Below are 22,587 nucleotides of genomic sequence, written 5' to 3'. Positions count from 1 at the left end.
ACAAGCACCATCATCTAACTTTACAAACAGTTCTCATCTATAAAATTCACTATTTTTTGCATTTTATCCGAAAAGCGGCACAGAACTTGCTACTTACTTAATAAATAGCAAAACGAAACTATTTTGCACACTTTCGGTGCACGATAGTCGAGTTTCGGCAGTTTGTCTCTTTATTGGTGTCGCAGTTCACAGCTGCCTAAATAATATGCGAGACAGCTCCCGAATTTAAAACAATTTGTTTTCAAAACTCATATTTTTTAATTACTTTTTAACAATAATAAAACATACAGCCGATGATCGTGTCATGATGAAAACCTCACGAAACATCTGCAAACACAACACCACAAAACCAAAATAAATCGAGCAATGTATCGTTAAAACACACACCTCGAAATATGGCGGATTGACACCGATGTTCTAAAGGAGCTGTAATTATGCGTATTAGCAAGCTTGTTTTAACAATGATGCTTTTGGGTGCAACCTGCGCAGTTCAAGCAGAAGAATTAAACGGTACTCTGAAGAAAATCAAAGATAACGGTGTGATTGTCGTGGGTCACCGCGAATCATCAGTGCCATTCTCTTACTATGATAATAATCAGAAAGTTGTTGGCTACTCACAAGACTATTCCAATCTCATTGTTGATGCAGTGAAAAAGAAACTCAATATGCCTGATTTACAGGTGAAATTGATCCCTATCACCTCGCAGAACCGTATTCCATTACTGCAAAACGGCACATTTGATTTCGAATGTGGCTCCACAACAAATAACCTAGAGAGACAAAAACAAGCAGCCTTCTCTAATACTATTTTCGTGGTCGGAACTCGCCTGCTGTCGAAAAAAGACTCCGGTATCAAAGACTTTGCTGATTTAGCTGGCAAAAATGTGGTTGTAACTTCAGGAACCACATCAGAAGTGATCCTAAATAAGTTAAATGATGAGAAAAACATGAAGATGCGCATTATCAGTGCTAAAGACCACGGTGACTCATTCCGTACTTTAGAATCTGGTCGTGCGGTTGCCTTTATGATGGATGATGCCCTATTAGCTGGTGAGCGCGCAAAAGCGAAACAACCGGATATCTGGGAAATCGTAGCAAAACCGCAAACTGAAGAAGCTTACGGCTGTATGCTGCGTAAAGATGACCCACAATTCAAAACATTAGTTGATGAAACTATCTCAACTGCACAAAAATCTGGCGCAGCGGAAAAATCATTCGACCGCTGGTTTAATCAACCAATCCCACCGAAGAACCTGAATCTGAAGTTTACGTTATCTGATGAAATGAAAGCGCTGTTCAAATCACCAAACGATAAAGCATTAAACTAATAAAAAAGACAAACAGGGTGTTACTGAAGTAGGAGTCGCAAGGCGGTCGTTCCCGCCTTGCTTTCTCTTATTGCGGTATTCGGGACAACCAAATTGCCCACAGGAAGTCATATTATGTCAATTAATTGGAACTGGGGGATATTCCTTGAGAATGCCCCATTTGGGAATACCACCTATTTAGGGTGGCTAATATCTGGCCTAGAAGTCACTGTCACGCTATCCATCTGCGCTTGGATCATCGCCTTTCTAGTTGGCTCATTTTTCGGTATTTTACGCACAGTACCTAATCGCTTTTTAGCCTTTTTAGGGACTGCTTACGTTGAATTATTCCGTAACGTTCCGCTGATTGTTCAGTTCTTCACTTGGTATTTAGTGATCCCTGAACTGCTACCACAATCCATCGGAGATTGGTTTAAAATGGAGTTAGATCCTAACTACCAGTTTTTCCTCTCTTCCATGCTATGCCTTGGCTTGTTTACGGCTGCGCGAATGACTGAGCAAGTTCGTGCTGCCATTCAATCTCTACCAAGAGGGCAGCGTAATGCCGCGCTTGCGATGGGGCTAACTCTGCCACAAACTTATCGCTATGTACTGCTACCGAATGCTTATCGCGTCATTTTACCGCCGATGACTTCGGAAATGCTGAACTTGGTAAAAAACTCCGCTATCGCATCCACTATCGGGTTAGTGGATATGGCGGCACAAGCAGGAAAATTACTCGATTACTCCGCCCATGCTTGGGAATCGTTCACCGCAATCACGCTCGCATATGTCGGTATCAACTTGATTATTATGCTGCTAATGAGCTTGCTTGAGCGCAAAGTGCGCTTACCCGGCACACTAGGAGGACGCTAAGATGGCTTATCAATTTGATTGGAGTTCCATTGAGCCAAGCATCCCATTCTTAGTGGATGGCTTTATTATCACAGCCAAAATTACGGCAGCTGCCATTGTGGTTGGGATTTTATGGGGAACCGTACTCGCCGTTATGCGTTTATCCAGCATTAAGCCACTGCGTTGGCTGGCGGCCTTTTACGTCAACACCTTCCGGTCAGTTCCATTAGTTATGGTACTGTTTTGGTTTTATTTAGTTGTGCCTAACATATTACAAAATGTTCTAGGCTTATCACCAAAAAATGATATTCGTTTAATATCCGCAGTGGTAGCCTTCTGTCTTTTTGAAGCGGCTTACTACTCTGAAATTATCCGTGCAGGTATTCAAAGTATCTCGAAAGGTCAGGCAAGCGCCTCCCTCGCTTTAGGTATGACCCAAATGCAAACCATGCGTTTAGTCGTATTACCGCAAGCATTCAGAGCGATGGTCCCATTATTGCTGACCCAAGGTATTGTATTATTCCAAGATACCTCTTTAGTGTATGTTCTTGGGCTAACCGACTTCTTCAGAACCGCTACCAATATTGGTGAGCGTGACGGTACGCAAGTCGAAATGATACTCTTTGCGGGACTCATCTACTTTATTTTCAGTTTCGGCGCTTCAATGCTGGTGAATTATCTTAAGAAAAGGACTGTTTCATGATTACCCTGAAAAATGTATCGAAATGGTATGGCCAATTTCAGGTGCTCACAGATTGCACAACTGAAGTCAAAAAAGGCGAAGTTGTGGTTGTATGCGGGCCGTCTGGTTCTGGTAAATCCACATTAATAAAAACAGTAAATGGGTTGGAGCCAATTCAACAGGGTGAAATTTTCGTTAACGATATCCAAGTTAATAGCAAAAAAACTGACCTTGCGAAGCTGCGCTCAAAAGTCGGCATGGTGTTCCAACACTTTGAACTGTTCCCTCACCTTTCCATTATTGAGAACCTAACATTAGCGCAAGTTAAAGTGTTAAATCGCGACAAAAAAGCCGCTGAAGCTAAAGGCTTAAAATTACTGGAGCGTGTGGGATTGGCGAGCCATGCCAATAAATTCCCTGCGCAGCTCTCTGGTGGTCAACAGCAACGTGTCGCCATCGCTCGCGCGCTGTGTATGGATCCGATTGCCATGCTGTTTGATGAACCAACTTCTGCCCTCGATCCAGAAATGATCAACGAAGTGCTGGATGTTATGGTGGAGTTAGCGAATGAAGGCATGACCATGATGGTGGTAACACACGAAATGGGCTTTGCGAAAAAAGTGGCTAACCGTGTGATTTTTATGGATGAAGGGAAAATCATCGAAGATAGTAAAAAAGAGGATTTCTTCGCTAATCCGAAATCAGACCGCGCGAAAGATTTTCTGGCAAAAATCTTACATTAATCTCGCTTTAGGTTGCAGAAAGTCCGGCAGGGCTTTTTGCAACTTTTCTCTCAGCTTTTCTTACCCACACAAAATTCACCTCGTTTTCTTAATTGGCACTTTTCTGCGCTTGAAATCTCTTAAAAAATTATCTAACGTGTTCTAAGTTCAAATAAAATTGCGAACAAAGCAAATTCCCCCTGAAATAGTTCAAGTTTTAGATAGTAAATTGAATTATGATAGGCGATACGCTTATTATTTTGTGCGCGCTCTTAGTTTCATCAACGTATGGCAATATCAACGTATCGCCAACCACTATGTAGCACAAAATATAACAAACAGCTGAAACAGCAAGACCAAGTCCCTGTAAATTCATCTAATCGACGATTCATCGTTTTTTACAGACACAATGGCTTTCGGCATTGTTGTTTTCATGTGTGATCCGCTATGCTATGCGGATCCATTTTATAGAAAAGACATTCACCTGCTACAGACTAAACTGTAGCGATTATTCACCATAGGATTATCGGTGCCATGCAAGAACAATATCGTCCAGAAGATATAGAGCCTAAAGTACAGCGTCACTGGGATGAACACCAAACGTTCAAAGTGACAGAAGACAACAGCAAAGAAAAATACTACTGCCTGTCCATGCTACCTTACCCTTCTGGTCGACTACACATGGGCCACGTTCGTAACTACACCATTGGTGACGTGATCTCCCGCTACCAGCGTATGCTGGGTAAAAACGTTCTGCAACCAATTGGTTGGGATGCGTTTGGTCTGCCAGCTGAAGGTGCTGCTGTTAAAAATAACACCGCGCCTGCACCATGGACTTACGCCAATATCGATTACATGAAAGGTCAGCTGAAAATGCTGGGCTTCGGTTACGATTGGAACCGCGAAGTGACCACCTGTACGCCAGAATATTACCGTTGGGAACAGTGGTTCTTCACTAAGCTGTATGAAAAAGGCTTGGTCTACAAAAAAACCTCCGCAGTAAACTGGTGTCCACATGACTTAACCGTTCTCGCAAACGAACAAGTTATCGACGGCTGCTGCTGGCGCTGCGATAGCCAAGTTGAGCGTAAAGAGATCCCTCAGTGGTTTATCAAAATCACCGACTACGCTGAAGAGCTGCTCAATGACTTGGACAAACTGGAAGATTGGCCAGAACAAGTTAAAACCATGCAGCGCAACTGGATTGGTCGCTCAGAAGGTGTGGAAATCACTTTTGATGTTGCCGACCGTGCAGACAAATTAACAGTCTACACCACCCGCCCAGATACCTTTATGGGCGCGACTTATGTGGCGGTTGCTGCAGGTCACCCATTAGCGCAAGAAGCTGCCAAAGCGAATAGCGAATTAGCCGACTTTATCGATGAGTGCCGTAATACCAAAACCGCAGAAGCGGATATGGCAACCATGGAGAAAAAAGGTCTGGCAACAGGTCTGTATGTCGTTCATCCATTAACCCAAGAAAAATTACCAATTTGGGTCGCGAACTTTGTTCTGATGGAATACGGTACAGGCGCAGTGATGGCCGTTCCAGCTCACGACCAACGTGACTGGGAATTTGCCCATAAATACAACCTGCCAATCAAAGCAGTGATTGCAGATGCTGAAGGCAACACACCTGACTTATCTCAAGAAGCGATGACTGAGAAAAATGCCCTGATCAACTCAGGTGAGTTTACTGGTTTAAGCAACGAAGCTGGCTTCAACGCGATCGCAGATAAACTGGTTTCGCTTGGTGCGGGTCAACGCAAAGTCAATTATCGCTTACGTGACTGGGGTGTTTCCCGTCAACGTTACTGGGGCGCGCCAATTCCAATGGCAACCTTAGAAGATGGTACCGTAGTTCCAGTTCCTGAAGACCAATTACCGGTTATTTTACCGGAAGATGTCACCATGAACGGTATCACTAGCCCGATTAAAGCGGATCCGGAGTGGGCAAAAACCACCATTAATGGTCAACCAGCGCTGCGCGAAACCGATACGTTCGATACCTTTATGGAATCATCTTGGTACTACGCACGTTACACTTGCCCACAATACGATGATGGCATGTTGAACCCAGAAGCAGCAAACTACTGGCTGCCAGTGGATCAATATATCGGCGGTATTGAACACGCCATCATGCACTTAATGTATTTCCGCTTCTTCCACAAATTAATGCGTGATGCAGGTCTGGTGAACTCTGATGAGCCAGCAAAACGTTTACTGTGCCAAGGTATGGTTCTGGCTGATGCCTTCTACTACACCGGTAGCGATGGTCATCGTGTATGGGTTTCTCCTGCGGATGCAATTGTTGAACGTGATGACAAAAACCGTATTACTAAAGCGGTAGACAGCGAAGGCCATGAACTGGTTTATACTGGTATGAGCAAGATGTCTAAATCTAAGAACAACGGTATCGACCCGCAATTAATGGTCGAAAAATACGGTGCTGATACCGTCCGTCTGTTCATGATGTTCGCTGCGCCACCAGAATTAACGCTGGAGTGGCAAGAGTCTAGCGTTGAAGGGGCTAACCGTTTCGTTCGTCGTGTATGGCGTTTAGTTCATGAACACGCACAAAAAGGTGCAACTCAGCCATTAGACATCAGCGCATTAACTGCAGAACAAAAAGATTTACGTCGCGACTTACATAAAACCATCGCGAAAGTGACTGACGATGTGGGTCGTCGTTACGCATTCAACACCGCTATTGCAGCGGTCATGGAATTTATGAACAAGTTAGTTCGCGCTCCGCAAGAAACTGAGCAAGACCGCGCTTTAGTTCAAGAATCCTTGGATGCTATCACGCTGATGTTATCGCCAATCATTCCACACGCTTGTTTCGAAATGTGGAAAGCATTAGGTCACAATGACGATATCGATTTTGCAAGCTGGCCTGTGGCTGACGAACAAGCCATGATCGACGATACTAAACTGGTTGTTGTTCAAGTTAACGGTAAAGTACGCGGTCGTATTACGGTACCTGCTGATGCTAACCAAGAATTCGTTCTGGAAATGGCATCACAAGAAGGCAGCGTCGCGAAATACCTCGAAGGCGTTAGCATCCGTAAAGTCATTTACGTACCTGGTAAATTACTGAACTTAGTTGTTGGCTGATAAGGAGCCCAAGTGCGCTATCTGATAACTCTATTTCTCAGCCTGTCGGTGCTCGTCACCGCAGGTTGCGGTTTTCGTCTTCAAGGAACCACGCAACTTCCCGAAGAACTGAAAACGTTACAGTTAAGTTCTGGCGACCCATACAGTTACCAAACTCGTGCGGTCAGGGAACAGCTGCGACTCAATAACGTGACTCTGCTCGATTCTGGTCGTGCTGATGTGCCTATTTTGAAAATCGTAGGTTCAACAGAAAGCACCGATACCGTCTCGATTTATCAAGATGGTAAAGCGGCGGAGAAACAACTGACATTGGTCATGAAGGCGCAAGTGTTAATGCCGGATGGCGCTATTTATCCGCTGGAAACAAAAGTTGTGCGGACTTTCTTTGATAACCCGTTAGAAGCGCTCGCAAAAGATGCTGAGAACGAGATTGTGAAGCAAGAGATGCAACAACAAGCAGCACGTAACATCGTGCGCAAACTGCTTCTGGTTCACAGTGCTGAGTTAGAAAAAGCGAAAGCGCAAGCGGCTGAGAAACCTGTTGCCGAATAATGATACGCATTTATCCTGAACAGCTGGCCTCTTCGTTACAAGAGTCTCTAAGAGGCCGCTATCTCATTTGGGGCTCCGAGCCCCTTCTTATTCAAGAAAGCCAAGATGCTATCCGCCAAGTTGCACGCCAGCAAGGTTTTGAAGAGCATTTTACTTTCGCTTTAGAGCAAAATACGGATTGGGATGAAATTTTTAGTCTCTGCCAAGCGCTGAGTCTATTTGCCAGTCGCCAAATGCTCACCCTGTTCTTGCCTGAAAATGGCCCGAATGCAGCGATGGCAGACAAGCTAACGCAGCTTGCAGGTTTACTTCATTCCGATCTGCTATTAGTTCTACGCGGACATAAACTCACCAAAGCGCAAGAAAATAGTGCTTGGTTCAAAGCCATCAGCCAAGATGGTATCTATGTCAGTTGCCTAACGCCTGAATACCAGCGTTTGCCGCAGTGGGTCTCTAAACGTGCTAGCCAAATGCGGCTCTCATTAGAAACTGAAGCAAACCAATTACTTTGCTATTGCTATGAAGGTAATTTATTGGGATTAGCGCAAGCGCTGGAGAGACTTTCCCTGCTCTATCCGGATGGAAAGCTCACTTACCCTCGTGTCGAGAGTGCGGTGAATGATTCCGCCCACTTTACGCCCTACCATTGGGTTGATGCGATCCTAGCCGGTAAACCGCGCCGTTCATGGCATATCCTTGAACAGCTCAAGCAAGAAGATGTTGAACCTGTCATTTTACTGCGAGCTATCCAACGGGAATTAATGTTGCTGATCACGTTAAAACGTCAATCCGCTACCACCTCATTAAAAACACTATTTGACCAACATAAAGTTTGGCAAAACCGTCGTGGTCTATTAGGGGATGCAATACAGCGTTTAAGTCTACATGAATTACAATCAGCATTGATGTTACTAACTCAAGCCGAGATTCATACCAAACAAGATTTTGCTAACTCCTCTTGGTCAGATCTACAATCTTTATCCATGCTATTGTGCGGTAAAAAAGACGCAGAACATTTTATTCAACATAGGTAAGAGTATGACCTGTAAACCTCAAGGCCTTCAGGCATTATTTGGCGGTACTTTCGACCCGATTCATTATGGGCACTTGCGCCCAGTCGAAGCCCTTGCCAAACAAGTTGGCTTACAAAGAGTCATTCTATTACCTAATCATGTTCCCCCCCATCGCCCACAACCTCAAGCCTCACCAATGCAACGTTTGGAGATGGTACAACTCGCAGTTCAAAATAATCCTTTATTTACTGTTGATACTCGAGAGCTGCAAAAGAGCACGCCCTCATATACCCTTGAAACTTTAAGTGAACTACGTGAAGAGTTGGGAAGCACTCAACCACTGGCCTTTATTATTGGGCAGGATTCACTGCTATCCATCAATACTTGGTATGGGTGGGAGCAACTTTTAGAAAAGTGTCATTTATTAGTTTGTGCTAGACCAGGATATTCTACTCACTTTTCTAACCCGCAAATGCAACTGTGGCTCAGTCAACATCAAACGGATAATCCTCGTCAATTAAGCCTGCAAGCAAAGGGGCTTATCTTTATTGCTGACACTCCTCTAGTGAATATTTCCGCCACTGAAATTCGCCAAAAATTAAGCTCAGGGGATTCATGTAATGATTTAATTCCTCATGCCGTTTTAGAATATATTCAGGCTCATCACCTTTATCAAGAATAAGGTAATCCCCTAATCTGCTCACAATGAGGATATGGTTCAAAATAATATTGTGCACTTAAATAGCTATCAGGATATTGAATAAGTAACTGCCGCATCATCAATAATGGCTGGTTTATCGGTATTCTCCCGTCACGGTAATCATTAATTAACGCCAATAAATGTTTTTTCTCATCTCTCGTCGCCCTACGTTTAAAATATCCTTGCATGTGACTAAGCGCATTAACTTGAATATTTTTGGGTGGGATTAATGCAAAGATCTCCATTAAGCTCGCCTTATATTGTGCAAAAAACAATTTCAAGTCATCGCCTTTCTTAATCCCTGCAACTAGCTTACCGGTCAATTGATAGCCAGTCGGTGAATGCGCCATGATGAGATACTTATGCTGACTATGAAATAGAATAATCCCATGATGCGTTAACTGCTGGGCCAATATTTCAATCCGTTGTAAGAGATACAATTGCGTAAAAAAATGGTCAAGTTGCTGCACATTTTGCCATTCAATGTCAGTAATAACCGGTAAACTTGCAGGAAAAAATGCCAGTAATCTTTGTGCATGGTGTTTTGGAAAAATAATTCCTACACTTTCATTATCCGTCTGATTAAATTCTTCTGGCGAAAAACACGTCACAATGGAATCGGTTAATGGCTGTATTTCGCTAGATGGATAAGCGATTCCATCTAGCATTAAAACTTTTGGCTTAATTAATTGCACATTATCTCTCTTATCCTAAAATACTTCTGGAGTAGTGAAGATGACTAACTTTGTAAAGTTACTACAAATTTGTTGCTCAATGGACGATATATCCCTATAAATTGCCCTCTTACACCAATAAAAAATAATTTAGCCGATTTTTGTGAAAATCTGGGGTAAAATGGCGGCACTTTGCTAGGGGGATCCCCCTAGAAAGCACAATGATGAATAGTCTTTAACAAGAATAGTGTTTAACAAGAATAGTGTTTAACAAGAGATTCTCTCAATTTGAATGAAAGGTGAACCTTTTGCAAGGAACTGAACTCCAACAATTTATTATCGATCAACTTGAAGATGCGAAAGCTGAAGATATCATTTCGATCGATGTCCATGGGAAATCAAGTGTTACTGACCAAATGATCATCTGCACAGGGACCTCAACTCGTCACCTGATGTCTGTGGCTGATCGTTTAATTGATGCGTGCCGTAAAAATGGCTTAATGCCTCTCGGTGTTGAAGGTCAAGGCATTTCAGACTGGATTGTTGTCGACCTTGGTGATGCCATCGTCCATATCATGCAAGATGAAAGCCGCCGCATGTACGAACTTGAAAAGCTCTGGAGCTGAGTTTGAAATTACAACTCATCGCTGTCGGAACTAAAATGCCGGACTGGGTACAGACCGGCTTTATGGATTACCTTCACCGTTTTCCCAAAGATATGCCTTTCGAATTAACCGAAATCCCCGCAGGAAAACGTGGAAAAAATGCAGACATCAAACGCATTCTCGAAAAAGAAGGTGAATTGATGCTTGCCGCTGTCGGCAAAGGCAATCGTATCGTCACACTGGATATTCCAGGGGATCGTTGGGATACACCCAAATTAGCCGTACAGTTAGACAAGTGGAAACAAGATGGTCGTAATGTCAGTCTGTTAATTGGTGGGCCTGAAGGACTTGCTCCGGCATGTAAAGATGCCGCAGAACAAAGTTGGTCGCTATCACCACTAACACTACCCCATCCGCTAGTTCGCGTCCTTGTTGCCGAAAGTCTTTATCGGGCATGGAGTATTACGACTAATCACCCATATCATCGGGAATAGTTAGGAATTAATTTGTACACAATGGCAATGGGATGAAACAACAACGCACCCCTTTTCGCGACCATACCGCAGAATCAGTTTTGTTTATTCGCCGAGCATTAATTGCTTTCGGCGTCATTGTCATACTTACTTCAATCCTCGTGACCAATTTGTATCATCTACAAGTCGTCCGTCATGACGATTACCAAACACGCTCAAATGATAACCGCATTAAATTGGTGCCGATAGCGCCTAGCCGCGGCATTATTTATGATCGAAAAGGCACTCAGTTAGCCCTCAATAGCACCTTTTATCAGCTAGAAATTGTTCCTGAAAAAGTCGATGACTTACAGGAAACACTCGACAAGCTACGGGATGTTGTTGACCTTACAGACGAAGATATCACCAACTTTGAAAAAGAGCGTAAACGCTCTCGTCGCTTTACCTCTATTGCGCTGAAAACGCAGCTAAATGAAGTTCAAGTTGCCCGCTTTGCCGTTAATCAGTATCGCTTTCCCGGCTTAGAAGTGAAAAGTTACCAGCGTCGCTCATACCCGTATGGTTCCGCATTAACCCACGTTATCGGCTACGTCGCAAAAATTAACGATAAAGACGTCGAACGCCTTGATAAAGAAGGGTTATTACCAAACTACGCTGCCAGCCATGATATCGGTAAATTAGGTATTGAGCGTTACTATGAAGATGTTTTACATGGTAAAACGGGCTACGAAGAAGTTGAAGTCAATAGCCGTGGCCGAGTGATCCGCCAATTACACGAACAGCCACCGCAAGCAGGTCGTGATGTCTATTTAACTATCGATCTCGAATTACAGACTTATATTGAGAAAATCCTCACCACCAGCCGTGCCGCAGTCATCGTCACGGACCCGCGTAATGGTGAGATCCTCGCGTTGGTTTCCACACCAAGTTACGATTCAAACTTGTTTGTGAATGGAATTTCCAACAAAGATTACCAAGACCTGTTAAATAACCCTAACAGGCCGTTGATCAACCGCGCGACTCAGGGCTTATATCCACCCGCATCGACGGTGAAACCCTTTATCTCTGTCGCGGCATTAAGCGAAAAAGTGATTACGCCAAACACCACAATCTACGATCCAGGCTGGTGGCAACTCCCTGGCTCAGAAAAACGCTATCGTGACTGGAAACGCTGGGGACACGGTAAGCTAAATGTGGTCAAATCGATCATTGAATCCGCGGATACCTTCTTCTACCAAGTCGCTTATGACATGGGGATCGATCGTCTATCCGAATGGATGACCCGATTTGGTTACGGTGAATATACAGGCATTGACCTTTCCGAAGAGCGTCAAGGGATCATGCCAACCCGTGAATGGAAACAAAAACGTTATAAAAAGCCATGGTACCAAGGGGACACCATCCCAGTCGGGATTGGTCAAGGTTATTGGACATCAACACCAATCCAAATGTCTAAAGCACTGATGACGTTGATTAATGACGGAAAAGTTAAAACACCTCATTTGCTGTATGGAACCAAACTTGGTGATGCCATGGTGCCTTATGAAGACAAAGAAACTCGACAAATTGGCGATATCCATTCTGGATATTGGGAACTGGCCAAAACGGGTATGTACGGCGTAGCCAATGCACCAAATGGTACCGGTAAGCGTAGTTTCGTCGGGACGCCTTATAAAGTGGCTGCAAAATCAGGAACGGCGCAGGTATTTAGTTATGAAACCTATAATGCCAGCAAATTAGCCGAGCATTTGCGTGACCATAAACTAATGATTGCTTATGCACCTTATGATAAACCCACTATTTCCGTTGCCATTATTTTAGAAAACGGGGGAGCAGGCCCTGCAGTTGGTGATATTGTTCGCCAAATCTTTGACCATGTCCTGTTAGGTGATAACAAAACCCAAGTCGAAAGTACGGGTGCCAGTGCAGAGGAAGATCGTTAATTATGACTGACGATAAGAGAAAATTATCACTATCAACACGTCTGCACATTGATGTGCCTATGTTATTAATCATCATCGCCTTACTCGCTTATAGCGCCTTCATCATGTGGAGTGCTAGCGGGTTAGATCCTGATATGATGGAGCGAAAACTAGGGCAAATTTTTTCCGGTTTTGTAGTGATGATCGTAATGGCGCAAATTCCACCTCGCATGTATGAAAGCCTCGCGCCACACCTGTTTATTTTCTGCGTGATTCTATTAGTCTTCGTTGATGTGTTTGGGCAAATCAGTAAAGGGGCTCAGCGCTGGCTAGATTTGGGCTTTGTTCGATTCCAACCGTCAGAGATTGCGAAAATCGCAGTGCCGCTCATGGTGGCTCGCTTTATGAACCGCGACTCATGCCCGCCGACCTTTAAAAATACCTGTATTGCCCTCGTGTTTATTTTTGTCCCAACATTACTGGTAGCGGCTCAACCAGATTTGGGTACCTCGATCCTTGTTGCTGCATCAGGGCTATTTGTCCTATTTTTAGCGGGAATGAGCTGGCGTTTAATTGCCGTTGCTGCCGTCGCCGTTGCCGCCTTTATTCCGATGCTCTGGTTCTTCTTAATGCATGACTATCAGAGAGCGCGAGTCATGATGCTACTTGACCCAGAAAGTGACCCGTTAGGTAAAGGCTATCACATCATCCAATCTAAAATTGCGATTGGTTCTGGCGGTTTACTGGGTAAAGGCTGGTTGGAAGGTACTCAGTCTCAACTAGAATTTTTACCTGAACGTCACACCGACTTTATTTTCGCTGTATTAGCTGAAGAGCTTGGATTGATTGGTGTCTTGATCTTATTGGGTCTTTATATCCTATTGATTATTCGTGGGCTATACATTGCAGCAAATGCGCAAAACACCTTCGGGCGAGTCATGATCGGCGGATTAATCCTAATCCTATTTGTGTATGTGTTTGTTAATATTGGTATGGTGAGTGGTATTCTACCTGTCGTGGGAGTTCCCCTCCCCTTAGTGAGTTATGGGGGCTCAGCCTTAATTGTTTTAATGGCTGGATTCGGTATTATCATGTCTATCCATACCCACAGAAAATTTTTATCTAAGAGTTTATAAAATGAGGCTTAGTATGCGTTTACAATGGATTATGCTCGCCATGGCAACCACATTACTCAGTGGGTGTATTAACGAAGACGTTAAGCAGCAGCCAACAGTACCCACCAATGTCCCTACACAAGATGTGTTGGGTGCTGAGCCACATTATGAGCCTTATCACCCAACGGCAAATAATGATTACCAGCGTAATGGCAAGCAATACCAAATTGTCCGTGAACCCGCGCAATTTTCCCAAGTGGGCTATGCGTCAATTTATGGTCAAGAAGCTTCCGGTCAATTGACTGCCATTGGTGAACGCGCTAACCCAGTAGAGTTAACTGCCGCTCACCCTACACTACCAATCCCAAGTTATGCTCGTATTACCAACATGATGAACGGACGTATGATGGTAGTTCGCATTAATGATCGTGGTCCTTATACTCCCGGTAAAAGTATTGCCGTATCCCGTGCAGTCGCCGATCGTTTAAATCTGATGACGACCACAAAAATTAAGATTGATGCCATCCAAGTTGCTCCAGATGGAAGCTTATCTGGGCCTGGAACTGTAGGTTCAAACTTTGTTAAACAAAGTTATGCCCTGCCTGATCGCCCTCAATTAGGTTCAGGCCCATTAGGCACGCCGGTGATGCAAGAATCCCCAGCGCCAAGCAACGCATTACCTGTAAAACAGCCTGCGGAACCTATGCAACCAACGATGCCGGATATGAACATCAAGCAACCAGAACCTCAAGTTGCACCGAAAGCCACTGAGACAGAATCCGTGCCTGAACGTGGTTTCTTAGTTCAAGCTGGTGCTATCAGTAGCAAAGCCAATGCACAAAGTATGTTGGATAACTTAAAAAATCAGTTTAACGTACCGGGTCGTCTACAGCCTTACAATGGCATCTACCGTGTTCAATTAGGGCCTTTTGCAACGAGACAACAAGCCGTAGAGATACAATCTCGTTTGCAGTCTGAGCGCAATCAACAATCCATGGTTGTTGCCCCTTAATCACTCAATGACCGAATAATTTACGTTGCTGGGGGAAATTATTGATAGCTCCCCCTGCAACTTAAAGTACAACGGGTATAAACTAACGTAAATTTATCTGCACAGCGCAAGAGCTTCTTTTATCTGCCTTCGAACTTTTGCTAAACTGCGCTTTCTTGTGTTAACCGAATGTTGGATGTAATGATACAACCATGAAAAATGTCTCCTCATCACGCAATGTCTTTCTGCCACAAATCGTGCGTCAGACTGCGCTGGCTTCTGCACTGATCGTTTCTACTGTCACTTTTGCAAATGCGAATGAAGCGTTTCCAAATACTTCAGTTCCTGCGGCTCCAGCTATCGATGCTGAAGCGTATATCTTGATTGATTACAATTCAGGTAAAGTGCTTGCCGAAAGTAATGCAGATCAGCGCCGCGACCCTGCTAGCTTGACCAAAATGATGACGAGCTATGTCATCGGCCAAGCCATTAAATCAGGTAAAATTGGCGCGAATGACATGGTCACCGTGGGTGATGATGCATGGGCGACAGGCAACCCAATTTTCAAAGGCTCTTCATTAATGTTCTTAAAGCCTGGGGATCGCGTGAGTGTCTCTCAGCTAACCCGTGGTATTAACTTACAATCCGGTAATGATGCCTGTGTTGCTATGGCTGACTATGTCGCGGGGGACCAAGCTAACTTTGTTAACTTGATGAACACCTACGTGAATAAACTGGGCCTGCAAAATACGCACTTCCAAACCGTTCATGGCCTCGATGCAGCGGGTCAATACAGCTCTGCTCGTGATATGGCGTTGATTGGCCAAGCGCTGATCCGTGATGTGCCGGAAGAGTACGAAATTTATAAAGAAAAAGAATTCACGTTTAACAATATCCGTCAAACTAACCGTAATGGTCTGTTATGGGATAAGAGCCTTGCGGTTGATGGGATCAAAACAGGTCACACTGATGCAGCAGGTTATAACTTAGTTGCCTCCGCAAAAGATGGCGATATGCGTCTGATTTCAGTCGTTATGGGTGGAAAGAGCAGCAAAGGTCGTGATGCAGAAAGCAAAAAATTACTGACTTACGGCTTCCGCTTCTATGAAACAGTGAAACCACTGCAAGCTGGCGTCGAATTTGCCACTGCCCCAGTTTGGTTTGGCGATGACAGCGAAATTAAACTAGGTGTGGTTGAAGACCTGTACCTCACGATCCCTCGCGGTCGTTTAAAAGACTTAAAAGCAAGCTACGAATTAACCACCACTGAAATCGAAGCGCCACTGAAAAAAGGCCAGCAAGTGGGAACGATTAGCTTCCAATTAGACGGTAAAACCATCGAACAGCGTCCTTTAGCGGTATTAAAAGATGTTGAAGAAGGCGGTTTCTTCAGCCGTTTAATCGACTACATCAAACTATTATTCCATCGTTGGTTTGGTTAATACTTGAAATTGAAATCAGTTAACCCCATATAGTTTGTATCTGAAAGCCTGTAGTGAAATACAAACCCTGATGGGGAATGAGTTGGCTGGCGAAATCTATTTTCTTCCAGCCAATTTTTATGCAGGCGCTAATCAATATTTTTAGGAGTGCCCATGAAAACGAAATTAGGTGAACTGCTTGAGTTCCCATGTCCATTGACCTACAAAGTGATGGGCCTAGCGCAGCCAGAATTAGTTGACCAAGTCATTGAAGTGGTTCAACGCCATGCTCCAGGTGATTATGCACCAGACGTTAAACCGAGCAGCAAAGGCAACTACCATTCTGTCTCTATTACGATTAACGCGACTCATATTGAGCAAGTTGAAACGCTCTACACTGAGTTAGGCGCATTAGAGTTAGTGAAAGTTGTGCTGTAATTAGCAACAAGAAAACCGAGCCACCGGCTCGGTTTTTTATTATCCGTAATATCAGCTAAAAAATAACAAGTTAATAACAAGACAAACTGGTGGTAACGCGTTCACAGCGTTATACTGCCATTCATCTTTACAGCCTGTGGACACCGAATTTTGTCGAAGAATAGCATCATCATCCGCGACTTAGGTCTGGCTCCCTACGAGAGCACATCTGAGGCAATGCACCAATTTACTGAATCCCGCACCCCTGATACCTGCGACGAAATTTGGCTGGTTCAGCACCCTTCTGTATTTACCCAAGGGCAAGCTGGCAAAGCCGAACACCTTCTCGCGCCAGGCAATATCCCCGTGATCCAAAGTGATCGCGGTGGACAAGTGACTTACCATGGTCCCGGTCAGCAAGTCATGTATGTGATGATAGATCTAAAACGTAGCCACATTGGTGTCCGTGAGCTTGTTAGCGCCCTAGAAAATTGCGTGGTCAATACCCTCGCCCATTTTAATATTAGTGCGTATCCGCGCCCTGATGCACCCGGCGTTTATGTCAACGGAGACAAAATTTGCTCCCTTGGCTTACGTATTCGAAAAGGTTGTTCATTCCATGGATTGGCGCTGAATGTGGATATGGATCTCGAGCCTTTTAATCGCATTAACCCTTGTGGTTATAGTGAATTGAAAATGACACAAGTGAGAGCACTGTCGCCAAACATTACATTAAACGATGTTCAGCCAGTGCTTATTAGTCAGTTCTGTGACACACTTGGATTTCATATTGTTCAATAATAATGCTATAATTTTTTAACATTTTTCAAAAAAATTTTAATGGCAAACAGATAACTGGAACCGGCACATTATGAGTAAACCAATTCAGATCGAGCGTGGAATTAAATACCGTGACGCCGATAAAATGGCACTGATCCCTGTTAAAAACGTGGTGACGGAACGTGAAGAAATTCTACGTAAACCTGACTGGATGAAAATCAGATTGCCAGCTGATTCTACGCGAATTCAAGGCATTAAAGCCGCAATGCGTAAAAATGGCCTGCACTCAGTCTGCGAAGAAGCTTCCTGCCCTAACCTCTCTGAATGTTTTAACCACGGAACCGCCACCTTTATGATCTTAGGTGCGATCTGTACTCGCCGTTGCCCATTCTGTGACGTTGCCCATGGTCGACCAAATGCCCCTGATGCGAATGAACCAGTAAAATTAGCGCAAACCATCAAAGATATGGCACTGCGATATGTGGTTATTACCTCCGTTGACCGTGATGATTTACGTGATGGCGGTGCTCAGCACTTCGCTGACTGTATCAGTGCCATTCGAGAAAAAAGCCCGACCATTAAAATTGAAACTCTCGTCCCTGACTTCCGAGGACGTATGGATCGCGCATTAGAAATTCTCACCGCGACACCACCGGATGTGTTTAACCACAACCTTGAAAACGTACCGCGTATTTACCGCCAAGTTCGCCCTGGAGCTAACTACGAATGGTCTCTGAAATTATTGGAAAAATTCAAAGAAGCGCACCCTGAAATCCCAACAAAATCCGGCCTAATGGTGGGCTTAGGGGAAACCAATGAAGAGATCATTGAAGTGATGCGTGATCTGCGTCGTCATGGCGTAACTATGTTAACGTTGGGGCAATACTTGCAGCCAAGCCGTCACCATTTACCCGTTAAACGCTATGTAAGCCCTGCTGAGTTCGATGAAATGAAAGAGGCAGCGATGGATATGGGCTTCACTCACGCAGCCTGTGGCCCGTTTGTGCGCTCTTCCTATCATGCCGATCTACAAGCAAAAGGCGAAGAAGTTAAATAATATTAATCTTTTCGTCAAAATAGTGATTAAAAGAAACCCCAATTGTGAATTACTACACATTGGGGTTTTTTATTAGTTACCTAATTTATCACCAATAAAAAATATCATTAGGTCAATTTTAACCATAAAAAAACTCGCGCTAGCAAAGCTAGTGCGAGTTCAGTGCTGTTCGTTTCTAAGTATTTAATTACAAAGAGACAACGTTAGCAGCTGATGGACCTTTCGCGCCTTCAGTGATTTCAAATTCAACTTTTTGGCCTTCTGCTAAGGTTTTGAAACCGTCGCCAGAAATCGCAGAGAAGTGAACAAAAACATCTTTGCTACCATCTTCTGGAGTGATAAAACCAAAACCTTTGGACTCATTGAACCACTTAACGTTACCTTTAACTTTAGACATCAAATATTACCTTTAAAATAAAATAGACACACCATCTGTATCAAGCTCAGTACATCAAATATATAACTGGCTTGTCTACAACCTAGATCACGAAAATTGATTTAAATGATAAAAAAATATTATTTATCCACCTCTTTCGCCCAGAAAACGGGGATAATTCTTAATAATAGTAATTAATGCAAAGGTAAGTATTACTCATGGTTAATTTTTTAGCGTTTACTTCTCATGAATAAGTAACCAATCTTTAATATCCAATCCTCCCGTATACCCCACCAGCTTTCCGTCATGTCCTAAAACACGATGGCAAGGCACAATCAAAGATATAGGATTACGAGAATTGGCCATACCGACTGCTCGACAATAGTTAACCGAGCCCAGTTTTAAGGCGAGATCTTTATAACTCCAGCGCTCACCATAAGGAATTTCGCACAAATGCTTCCAGACTTTTTTCTGAAATTCAGTACCTTGTGGATTCAATTTAACCGAAAATACTTTCCGCTTATGATTAAAATATTCTTTTAGTTCTTTCGCACACTGCTTTGAGAATTCGTTTTTCAACTCCTTCTCCGTTTTTTCATCAACAAAATAGATACTCGTCACACCTTCATCATCAGCCGTAATATGGATCCACGGTTTCGGAAAGTTTTCTGGGGCTACTAAATATTGATGGTACATAACATCTCCTCAAAAGGATTCATTTACCTGATTGTATATACAGTTATAAGGTAAATTATTTCTACTTTGCAATGATATTTTTTCTCAGTGTAGCTAACTGAATCATCTCCCCCTGAATTTTTTTATTTCCAATGTTAATAACAGCATAGACAATAATTCGAATGATTATCATTCAAACAAAGAAATCACTATATATTGTATGGTTGAAATATTTTTTATCTATATATAGGATCCAGTCATCTTCGACACACCACCATTACGTAACTACCACGTTCTGAAAATGTTAAGGTGAAAAAAATGACTGAGATTACCATTTATAGTAAACCCAACTGCGTCCAGTGTAATGCCACCTACCAAGCGTTTGAGCGCAAGCAATTACCGTACACCATTATCGACCTTTCTGAAGATAACCAAGCCATTGAGTTCATAAGAAAACTAGGTTATCAGCAGCTTCCCGTCGTCATTGTTGGGGAGCAGCATTGGTCAGGCTTCCGCCCCGATAAAATCAATGCACTGATTGAGTAAGAGAGTTTGAAATGACCACTCAGCCGCTAATTTATTTCTCGAGTCGCTCGGGTAATTGCCATCGATTCGTCGAAAAATTGCAATTGCCTGCCACTCGCATTCCCATAGGTCATCTACCTGATAATGCGCTTCTCGCCTCACAGCCCTATGTGCTGTTGCTGCCGACTTATGGTGGTGGAACTGCTCATGGAGCTGTACCTAAAGAAGTGGTGCACTTTCTTAATATCGCAGCAAACCGTGCGTTAATTCGCGGCGTCATCGCCGCGGGTAATACTAACTTTGGAGAGGCTTATGCTATTGCCGGCAACATTGTCGCTCAAAAATGCGCAATCCCCTTCCTCTACCGATTTGAATTATTAGGCACGGATCGCGATGTGCAATCTGTAAAACAAGGATTAAAAACATTCTGGGCTCACACAAAGGAGCAGATCAATGGATAACCCACAGCACAATAATAATCATAATAACAATGCGGACTACCACGCGCTCAATGCGATGCTAAACCTTTATGATAGTGAAGGCCGATTACAGCTGGATAAAGACAAACAAGCCGCGCATCTCTATTTCCGCCAGCATGTAAATCAAAACACGGTCTTTTTTCATGATCTAAAAGAAAAACTCGATTTCTTAGTCAACGAAAATTACTACGAAGAAGAGGTGCTCGCACAATACGATTTCCCATTTATTAAACAGCTTTTCAAACAAGCCTACGCCCACAAATTTCGCTTCCAAACCTTTTTGGGTGCCTTTAAGTATTACACCAGCTACACCCTAAAAACCTTCGATGGCGAGCGCTATCTTGAACGTTATGAAGACCGCGTTTGTATGGTTGCCCTAGCTTTAGCGCAAGGCTCAAAATCCCTCGCGACTCTCTTAGTGGATGAAATCATTAGCGGACGTTTTCAGCCAGCCACTCCTACATTCCTTAATGGTGGCAAAAAGCAACGAGGTGAGCTTATTTCCTGCTTTTTACTGCGTATAGAAGACAATATGGAATCTATCGGGCGCTCAGTGAATTCAGCGTTACAGCTCTCTAAGCGTGGCGGTGGAGTCGCTTTCTTGATGAGTAATTTGCGCGAACAAGGCGCACCCATTAAACAGATAGAAAACCAATCGTCTGGCGTGGTTCCGGTGATGAAAATGCTGGAAGATGCTTTTTCCTATGCCAATCAGCTAGGAGCAAGACAAGGCGCTGGTGCAGTATATCTTCATGCTCACCACCCCGATATCCTGCGATTTTTAGATACCAAACGGGAAAATGCGGATGAAAAAATTCGTATTAAAACGCTTTCGCTTGGAGTCGTGATCCCCGATATCACCTTCCAACTCGCTAAAAATAATGAAGATATGTACCTGTTTTCCCCCTATGACATCCAAAAAGTCTATGGGGTACCGATGTCTGAAATCAGCGTGACAGAAAAATATCATGAAATGGTGAATAACAAAGCCATCAAGAAATTCAAAATTAATGCACGAGAGTTTTTCCAGACTATCGCTGAAATTCAATTTGAATCTGGCTATCCCTACATTTTGTTTGAGGATACCGCTAACCGCGCCAATCCCATTGCAGGTCGAATCAATATGAGTAACTTGTGCTCTGAGATTTTACAGGTAAACCAGCCTAGCCTTTATGAAGAGGATTTAAGTTACCAACATATCGGCAAAGACATTAGCTGTAACTTAGGCTCCATGAACATCGCCAAAACCATGGATTCTCCTGATTTTTCACGCTCGATTGATACTGCTGTTCGCGCCCTAACTGCCGTCTCTGACATGAGCAATATTCGCTCCGTTCCATCCATAGCCAAAGGCAACCAACAATCTCACGCTATTGGTTTAGGGCAAATGAATTTACATGGTTTCTTAGCCCGTGAACATATTCATTATGGTTCTGAAGAAGGGTTAGATTTTACCAATATCTACTTTTACACCGTGGCATACCATGCCTTAAAAACCTCGAACCAATTAGCTATTGAACGCCAACAAACCTTTGATGGTTTTGAAATGTCCACCTACGCCAGTGGCGAGTATTTTGATAAATATATCAACAAAACCTGGTCACCAAAGACCCAAACCGTGCAGGAATTATTCCGACGTTCGGGCATCGAAATACCAACACAGGCGGACTGGCAGACATTAAAACAGTCCGTGATGACCCATGGAATTTACAATCAAAACTTGCAGGCCATTCCGCCAACAGGATCTATCTCTTATATCAATAATGCTACCTCCAGCATTCATCCTGTGGTAGCGCCTATCGAAATTCGTAAAGAAGGTAAAATTGGGCGTGTTTACTACCCAGCCCCTTTTATGACCAATGAGAATCTCAAATACTACCAAGATGCTTATCAGATTGGTCCTGAGAAAATTATTGATACCTATGCCGAAGCCACCCAACACGTCGACCAAGGTTTATCACTAACCCTATTTTTTGATGGCAATGCCACCACCCGCGATATCAATAAAGCCCAAATATACGCATGGCGAAAAGGGATCAAAACCTTGTATTACATTCGATTACGTCAGACTGCACTTGAAGGCACCGAAGTCGAAGGCTGCGTCTCCTGCTCACTGTAAAAGGAAAAAG

23 protein-coding genes are annotated in these 22,587 nt (G+C 43.6%); 20 read left to right on the top strand and 3 right to left on the bottom strand.

The features are described 5' to 3' along the window. The first annotated feature begins 434 nt into the window (after positions 1-434). The 8 genes from QS795_RS04430 to nadD all read left to right on the top strand — a co-directional run bounded on the left by QS795_RS04430 (position 435) and on the right by nadD (position 8,930). On the top strand, positions 435-1,328 hold the full coding sequence (locus QS795_RS04430) for an amino acid ABC transporter substrate-binding protein (protein WP_286270100.1): 894 nt from the start codon (positions 435-437) through the stop codon (positions 1,326-1,328). Between the two features lie 114 nt (positions 1,329-1,442). Continuing rightward, complete coding sequence (locus QS795_RS04425; protein ID WP_006662330.1) at positions 1,443-2,183, top strand: amino acid ABC transporter permease; 741 nt, start codon at positions 1,443-1,445, stop codon at positions 2,181-2,183. Position 2,184: 1 nt separating this feature from the next. Then, on the top strand, positions 2,185-2,865 hold the full coding sequence (gene gltK / locus QS795_RS04420) for a glutamate/aspartate ABC transporter permease GltK (RefSeq protein ID WP_006660949.1): 681 nt from the start codon (positions 2,185-2,187) through the stop codon (positions 2,863-2,865). After that, complete coding sequence (locus QS795_RS04415) at positions 2,862-3,587, top strand: amino acid ABC transporter ATP-binding protein (RefSeq protein WP_036947670.1); 726 nt, start codon at positions 2,862-2,864, stop codon at positions 3,585-3,587. The genes gltK and QS795_RS04415 overlap by 4 nt, the downstream gene beginning before the upstream one ends. Positions 3,588-4,100: 513 nt before the next feature. Next, complete coding sequence (gene leuS / locus QS795_RS04410; protein WP_154604616.1) at positions 4,101-6,683, top strand: leucine--tRNA ligase; 2,583 nt, start codon at positions 4,101-4,103, stop codon at positions 6,681-6,683. A 12-nt stretch (positions 6,684-6,695) separates the two neighbouring features. Further along, on the top strand, positions 6,696-7,235 hold the full coding sequence (gene lptE / locus QS795_RS04405) for an LPS assembly lipoprotein LptE (RefSeq protein WP_036947677.1): 540 nt from the start codon (positions 6,696-6,698) through the stop codon (positions 7,233-7,235). After that, positions 7,235-8,269 (top strand): DNA polymerase III subunit delta, encoded by a 1,035-nt coding sequence (gene holA / locus QS795_RS04400; protein ID WP_286270094.1) that lies wholly within the window; start codon positions 7,235-7,237, stop codon positions 8,267-8,269. The genes lptE and holA overlap by 1 nt, the downstream gene beginning before the upstream one ends. Before the next feature lie 4 nt (positions 8,270-8,273). Continuing rightward, positions 8,274-8,930 carry a nicotinate-nucleotide adenylyltransferase gene (nadD, locus tag QS795_RS04395; RefSeq protein WP_286270093.1) on the top strand — a complete coding sequence of 219 codons (657 nt, stop codon included), beginning with the start codon at positions 8,274-8,276 and terminating at the stop codon, positions 8,928-8,930. Here nadD and QS795_RS04390 read toward each other — a convergent pair. Further along, positions 8,921-9,643: a YbgA family protein gene (locus tag QS795_RS04390; protein WP_318626942.1), complete on the bottom strand. Its 723-nt coding sequence runs from the start codon at positions 9,641-9,643 to the stop codon at positions 8,921-8,923. The genes nadD and QS795_RS04390 overlap by 10 nt on opposite strands. Positions 9,644-9,921: 278 nt before the next feature. Between QS795_RS04390 and rsfS the strand changes: the two genes are divergently transcribed. The 9 genes from rsfS to lipA all read left to right on the top strand — a co-directional run bounded on the left by rsfS (position 9,922) and on the right by lipA (position 18,403). Beyond that, on the top strand, positions 9,922-10,248 hold the full coding sequence (gene rsfS, locus QS795_RS04385; RefSeq protein ID WP_080675589.1) for a ribosome silencing factor: 327 nt from the start codon (positions 9,922-9,924) through the stop codon (positions 10,246-10,248). A 2-nt stretch (positions 10,249-10,250) separates the two neighbouring features. After that, the gene (rlmH, locus tag QS795_RS04380; RefSeq protein WP_006660942.1) at positions 10,251-10,721 is read left to right on the top strand and encodes a 23S rRNA (pseudouridine(1915)-N(3))-methyltransferase RlmH; all 471 of its coding nucleotides are present in this window, start codon (positions 10,251-10,253) and stop codon (positions 10,719-10,721) included. A 32-nt stretch (positions 10,722-10,753) separates the two neighbouring features. After that, a complete protein-coding gene (mrdA, locus tag QS795_RS04375; RefSeq protein WP_286270091.1) occupies positions 10,754-12,643 on the top strand; it encodes a peptidoglycan DD-transpeptidase MrdA in 1,890 nt (629 codons plus the stop codon). A 2-nt stretch (positions 12,644-12,645) separates the two neighbouring features. Then, complete coding sequence (gene mrdB / locus QS795_RS04370; protein ID WP_286270090.1) at positions 12,646-13,758, top strand: peptidoglycan glycosyltransferase MrdB; 1,113 nt, start codon at positions 12,646-12,648, stop codon at positions 13,756-13,758. A 13-nt stretch (positions 13,759-13,771) separates the two neighbouring features. Next, complete coding sequence (gene rlpA / locus QS795_RS04365) at positions 13,772-14,749, top strand: endolytic peptidoglycan transglycosylase RlpA (protein ID WP_154604611.1); 978 nt, start codon at positions 13,772-13,774, stop codon at positions 14,747-14,749. 191 nt (positions 14,750-14,940) lie between these two features. Next, positions 14,941-16,170, top strand: coding sequence for a D-alanyl-D-alanine carboxypeptidase DacA (gene dacA / locus QS795_RS04360; RefSeq protein WP_132494210.1), 1,230 nt, complete (start codon positions 14,941-14,943; stop codon positions 16,168-16,170). Between the two features lie 153 nt (positions 16,171-16,323). Beyond that, positions 16,324-16,587 carry a DUF493 family protein YbeD gene (gene ybeD / locus QS795_RS04355; protein WP_006662335.1) on the top strand — a complete coding sequence of 88 codons (264 nt, stop codon included), beginning with the start codon at positions 16,324-16,326 and terminating at the stop codon, positions 16,585-16,587. 216 nt (positions 16,588-16,803) lie between these two features. After that, on the top strand, positions 16,804-17,367 hold the full coding sequence (gene lipB, locus QS795_RS04350) for a lipoyl(octanoyl) transferase LipB (protein WP_230086623.1): 564 nt from the start codon (positions 16,804-16,806) through the stop codon (positions 17,365-17,367). A 70-nt stretch (positions 17,368-17,437) separates the two neighbouring features. Further along, a complete protein-coding gene (gene lipA / locus QS795_RS04345; RefSeq protein ID WP_154604609.1) occupies positions 17,438-18,403 on the top strand; it encodes a lipoyl synthase in 966 nt (321 codons plus the stop codon). A 187-nt stretch (positions 18,404-18,590) separates the two neighbouring features. Here lipA and cspE read toward each other — a convergent pair whose 3' ends face one another. Continuing rightward, a complete protein-coding gene (gene cspE, locus QS795_RS04340) occupies positions 18,591-18,800 on the bottom strand; it encodes a transcription antiterminator/RNA stability regulator CspE (protein WP_006662336.1) in 210 nt (69 codons plus the stop codon). A 216-nt stretch (positions 18,801-19,016) separates the two neighbouring features. Continuing rightward, on the bottom strand, positions 19,017-19,475 hold the full coding sequence (locus QS795_RS04335; RefSeq protein WP_286270089.1) for a methylated-DNA--[protein]-cysteine S-methyltransferase: 459 nt from the start codon (positions 19,473-19,475) through the stop codon (positions 19,017-19,019). Positions 19,476-19,772: 297 nt separating this feature from the next. Between QS795_RS04335 and nrdH the strand changes: the two genes are divergently transcribed. From nrdH to nrdE, 3 genes are read left to right on the top strand one after another with little or no spacing between them, the layout of a single operon-like run. After that, complete coding sequence (nrdH, locus tag QS795_RS04330; RefSeq protein ID WP_036947709.1) at positions 19,773-20,000, top strand: glutaredoxin-like protein NrdH; 228 nt, start codon at positions 19,773-19,775, stop codon at positions 19,998-20,000. Between the two features lie 11 nt (positions 20,001-20,011). After that, positions 20,012-20,440, top strand: coding sequence for a class Ib ribonucleoside-diphosphate reductase assembly flavoprotein NrdI (nrdI, locus tag QS795_RS04325; RefSeq protein ID WP_154604606.1), 429 nt, complete (start codon positions 20,012-20,014; stop codon positions 20,438-20,440). Beyond that, positions 20,433-22,577, top strand: a complete 2,145-nt coding sequence (nrdE, locus tag QS795_RS04320; protein ID WP_286270086.1) for a class 1b ribonucleoside-diphosphate reductase subunit alpha — start codon at positions 20,433-20,435, stop codon at positions 22,575-22,577. The genes nrdI and nrdE overlap by 8 nt, the downstream gene beginning before the upstream one ends. The last annotated feature ends 10 nt before the right edge of the window (positions 22,578-22,587 follow it).

It is taken from the genome of Providencia zhijiangensis (assembly GCF_030315915.2).
Classification (GTDB): domain Bacteria; phylum Pseudomonadota; class Gammaproteobacteria; order Enterobacterales; family Enterobacteriaceae; genus Providencia; species Providencia zhijiangensis.
This window is presented reverse-complemented; position numbering and strand designations above follow the sequence as displayed.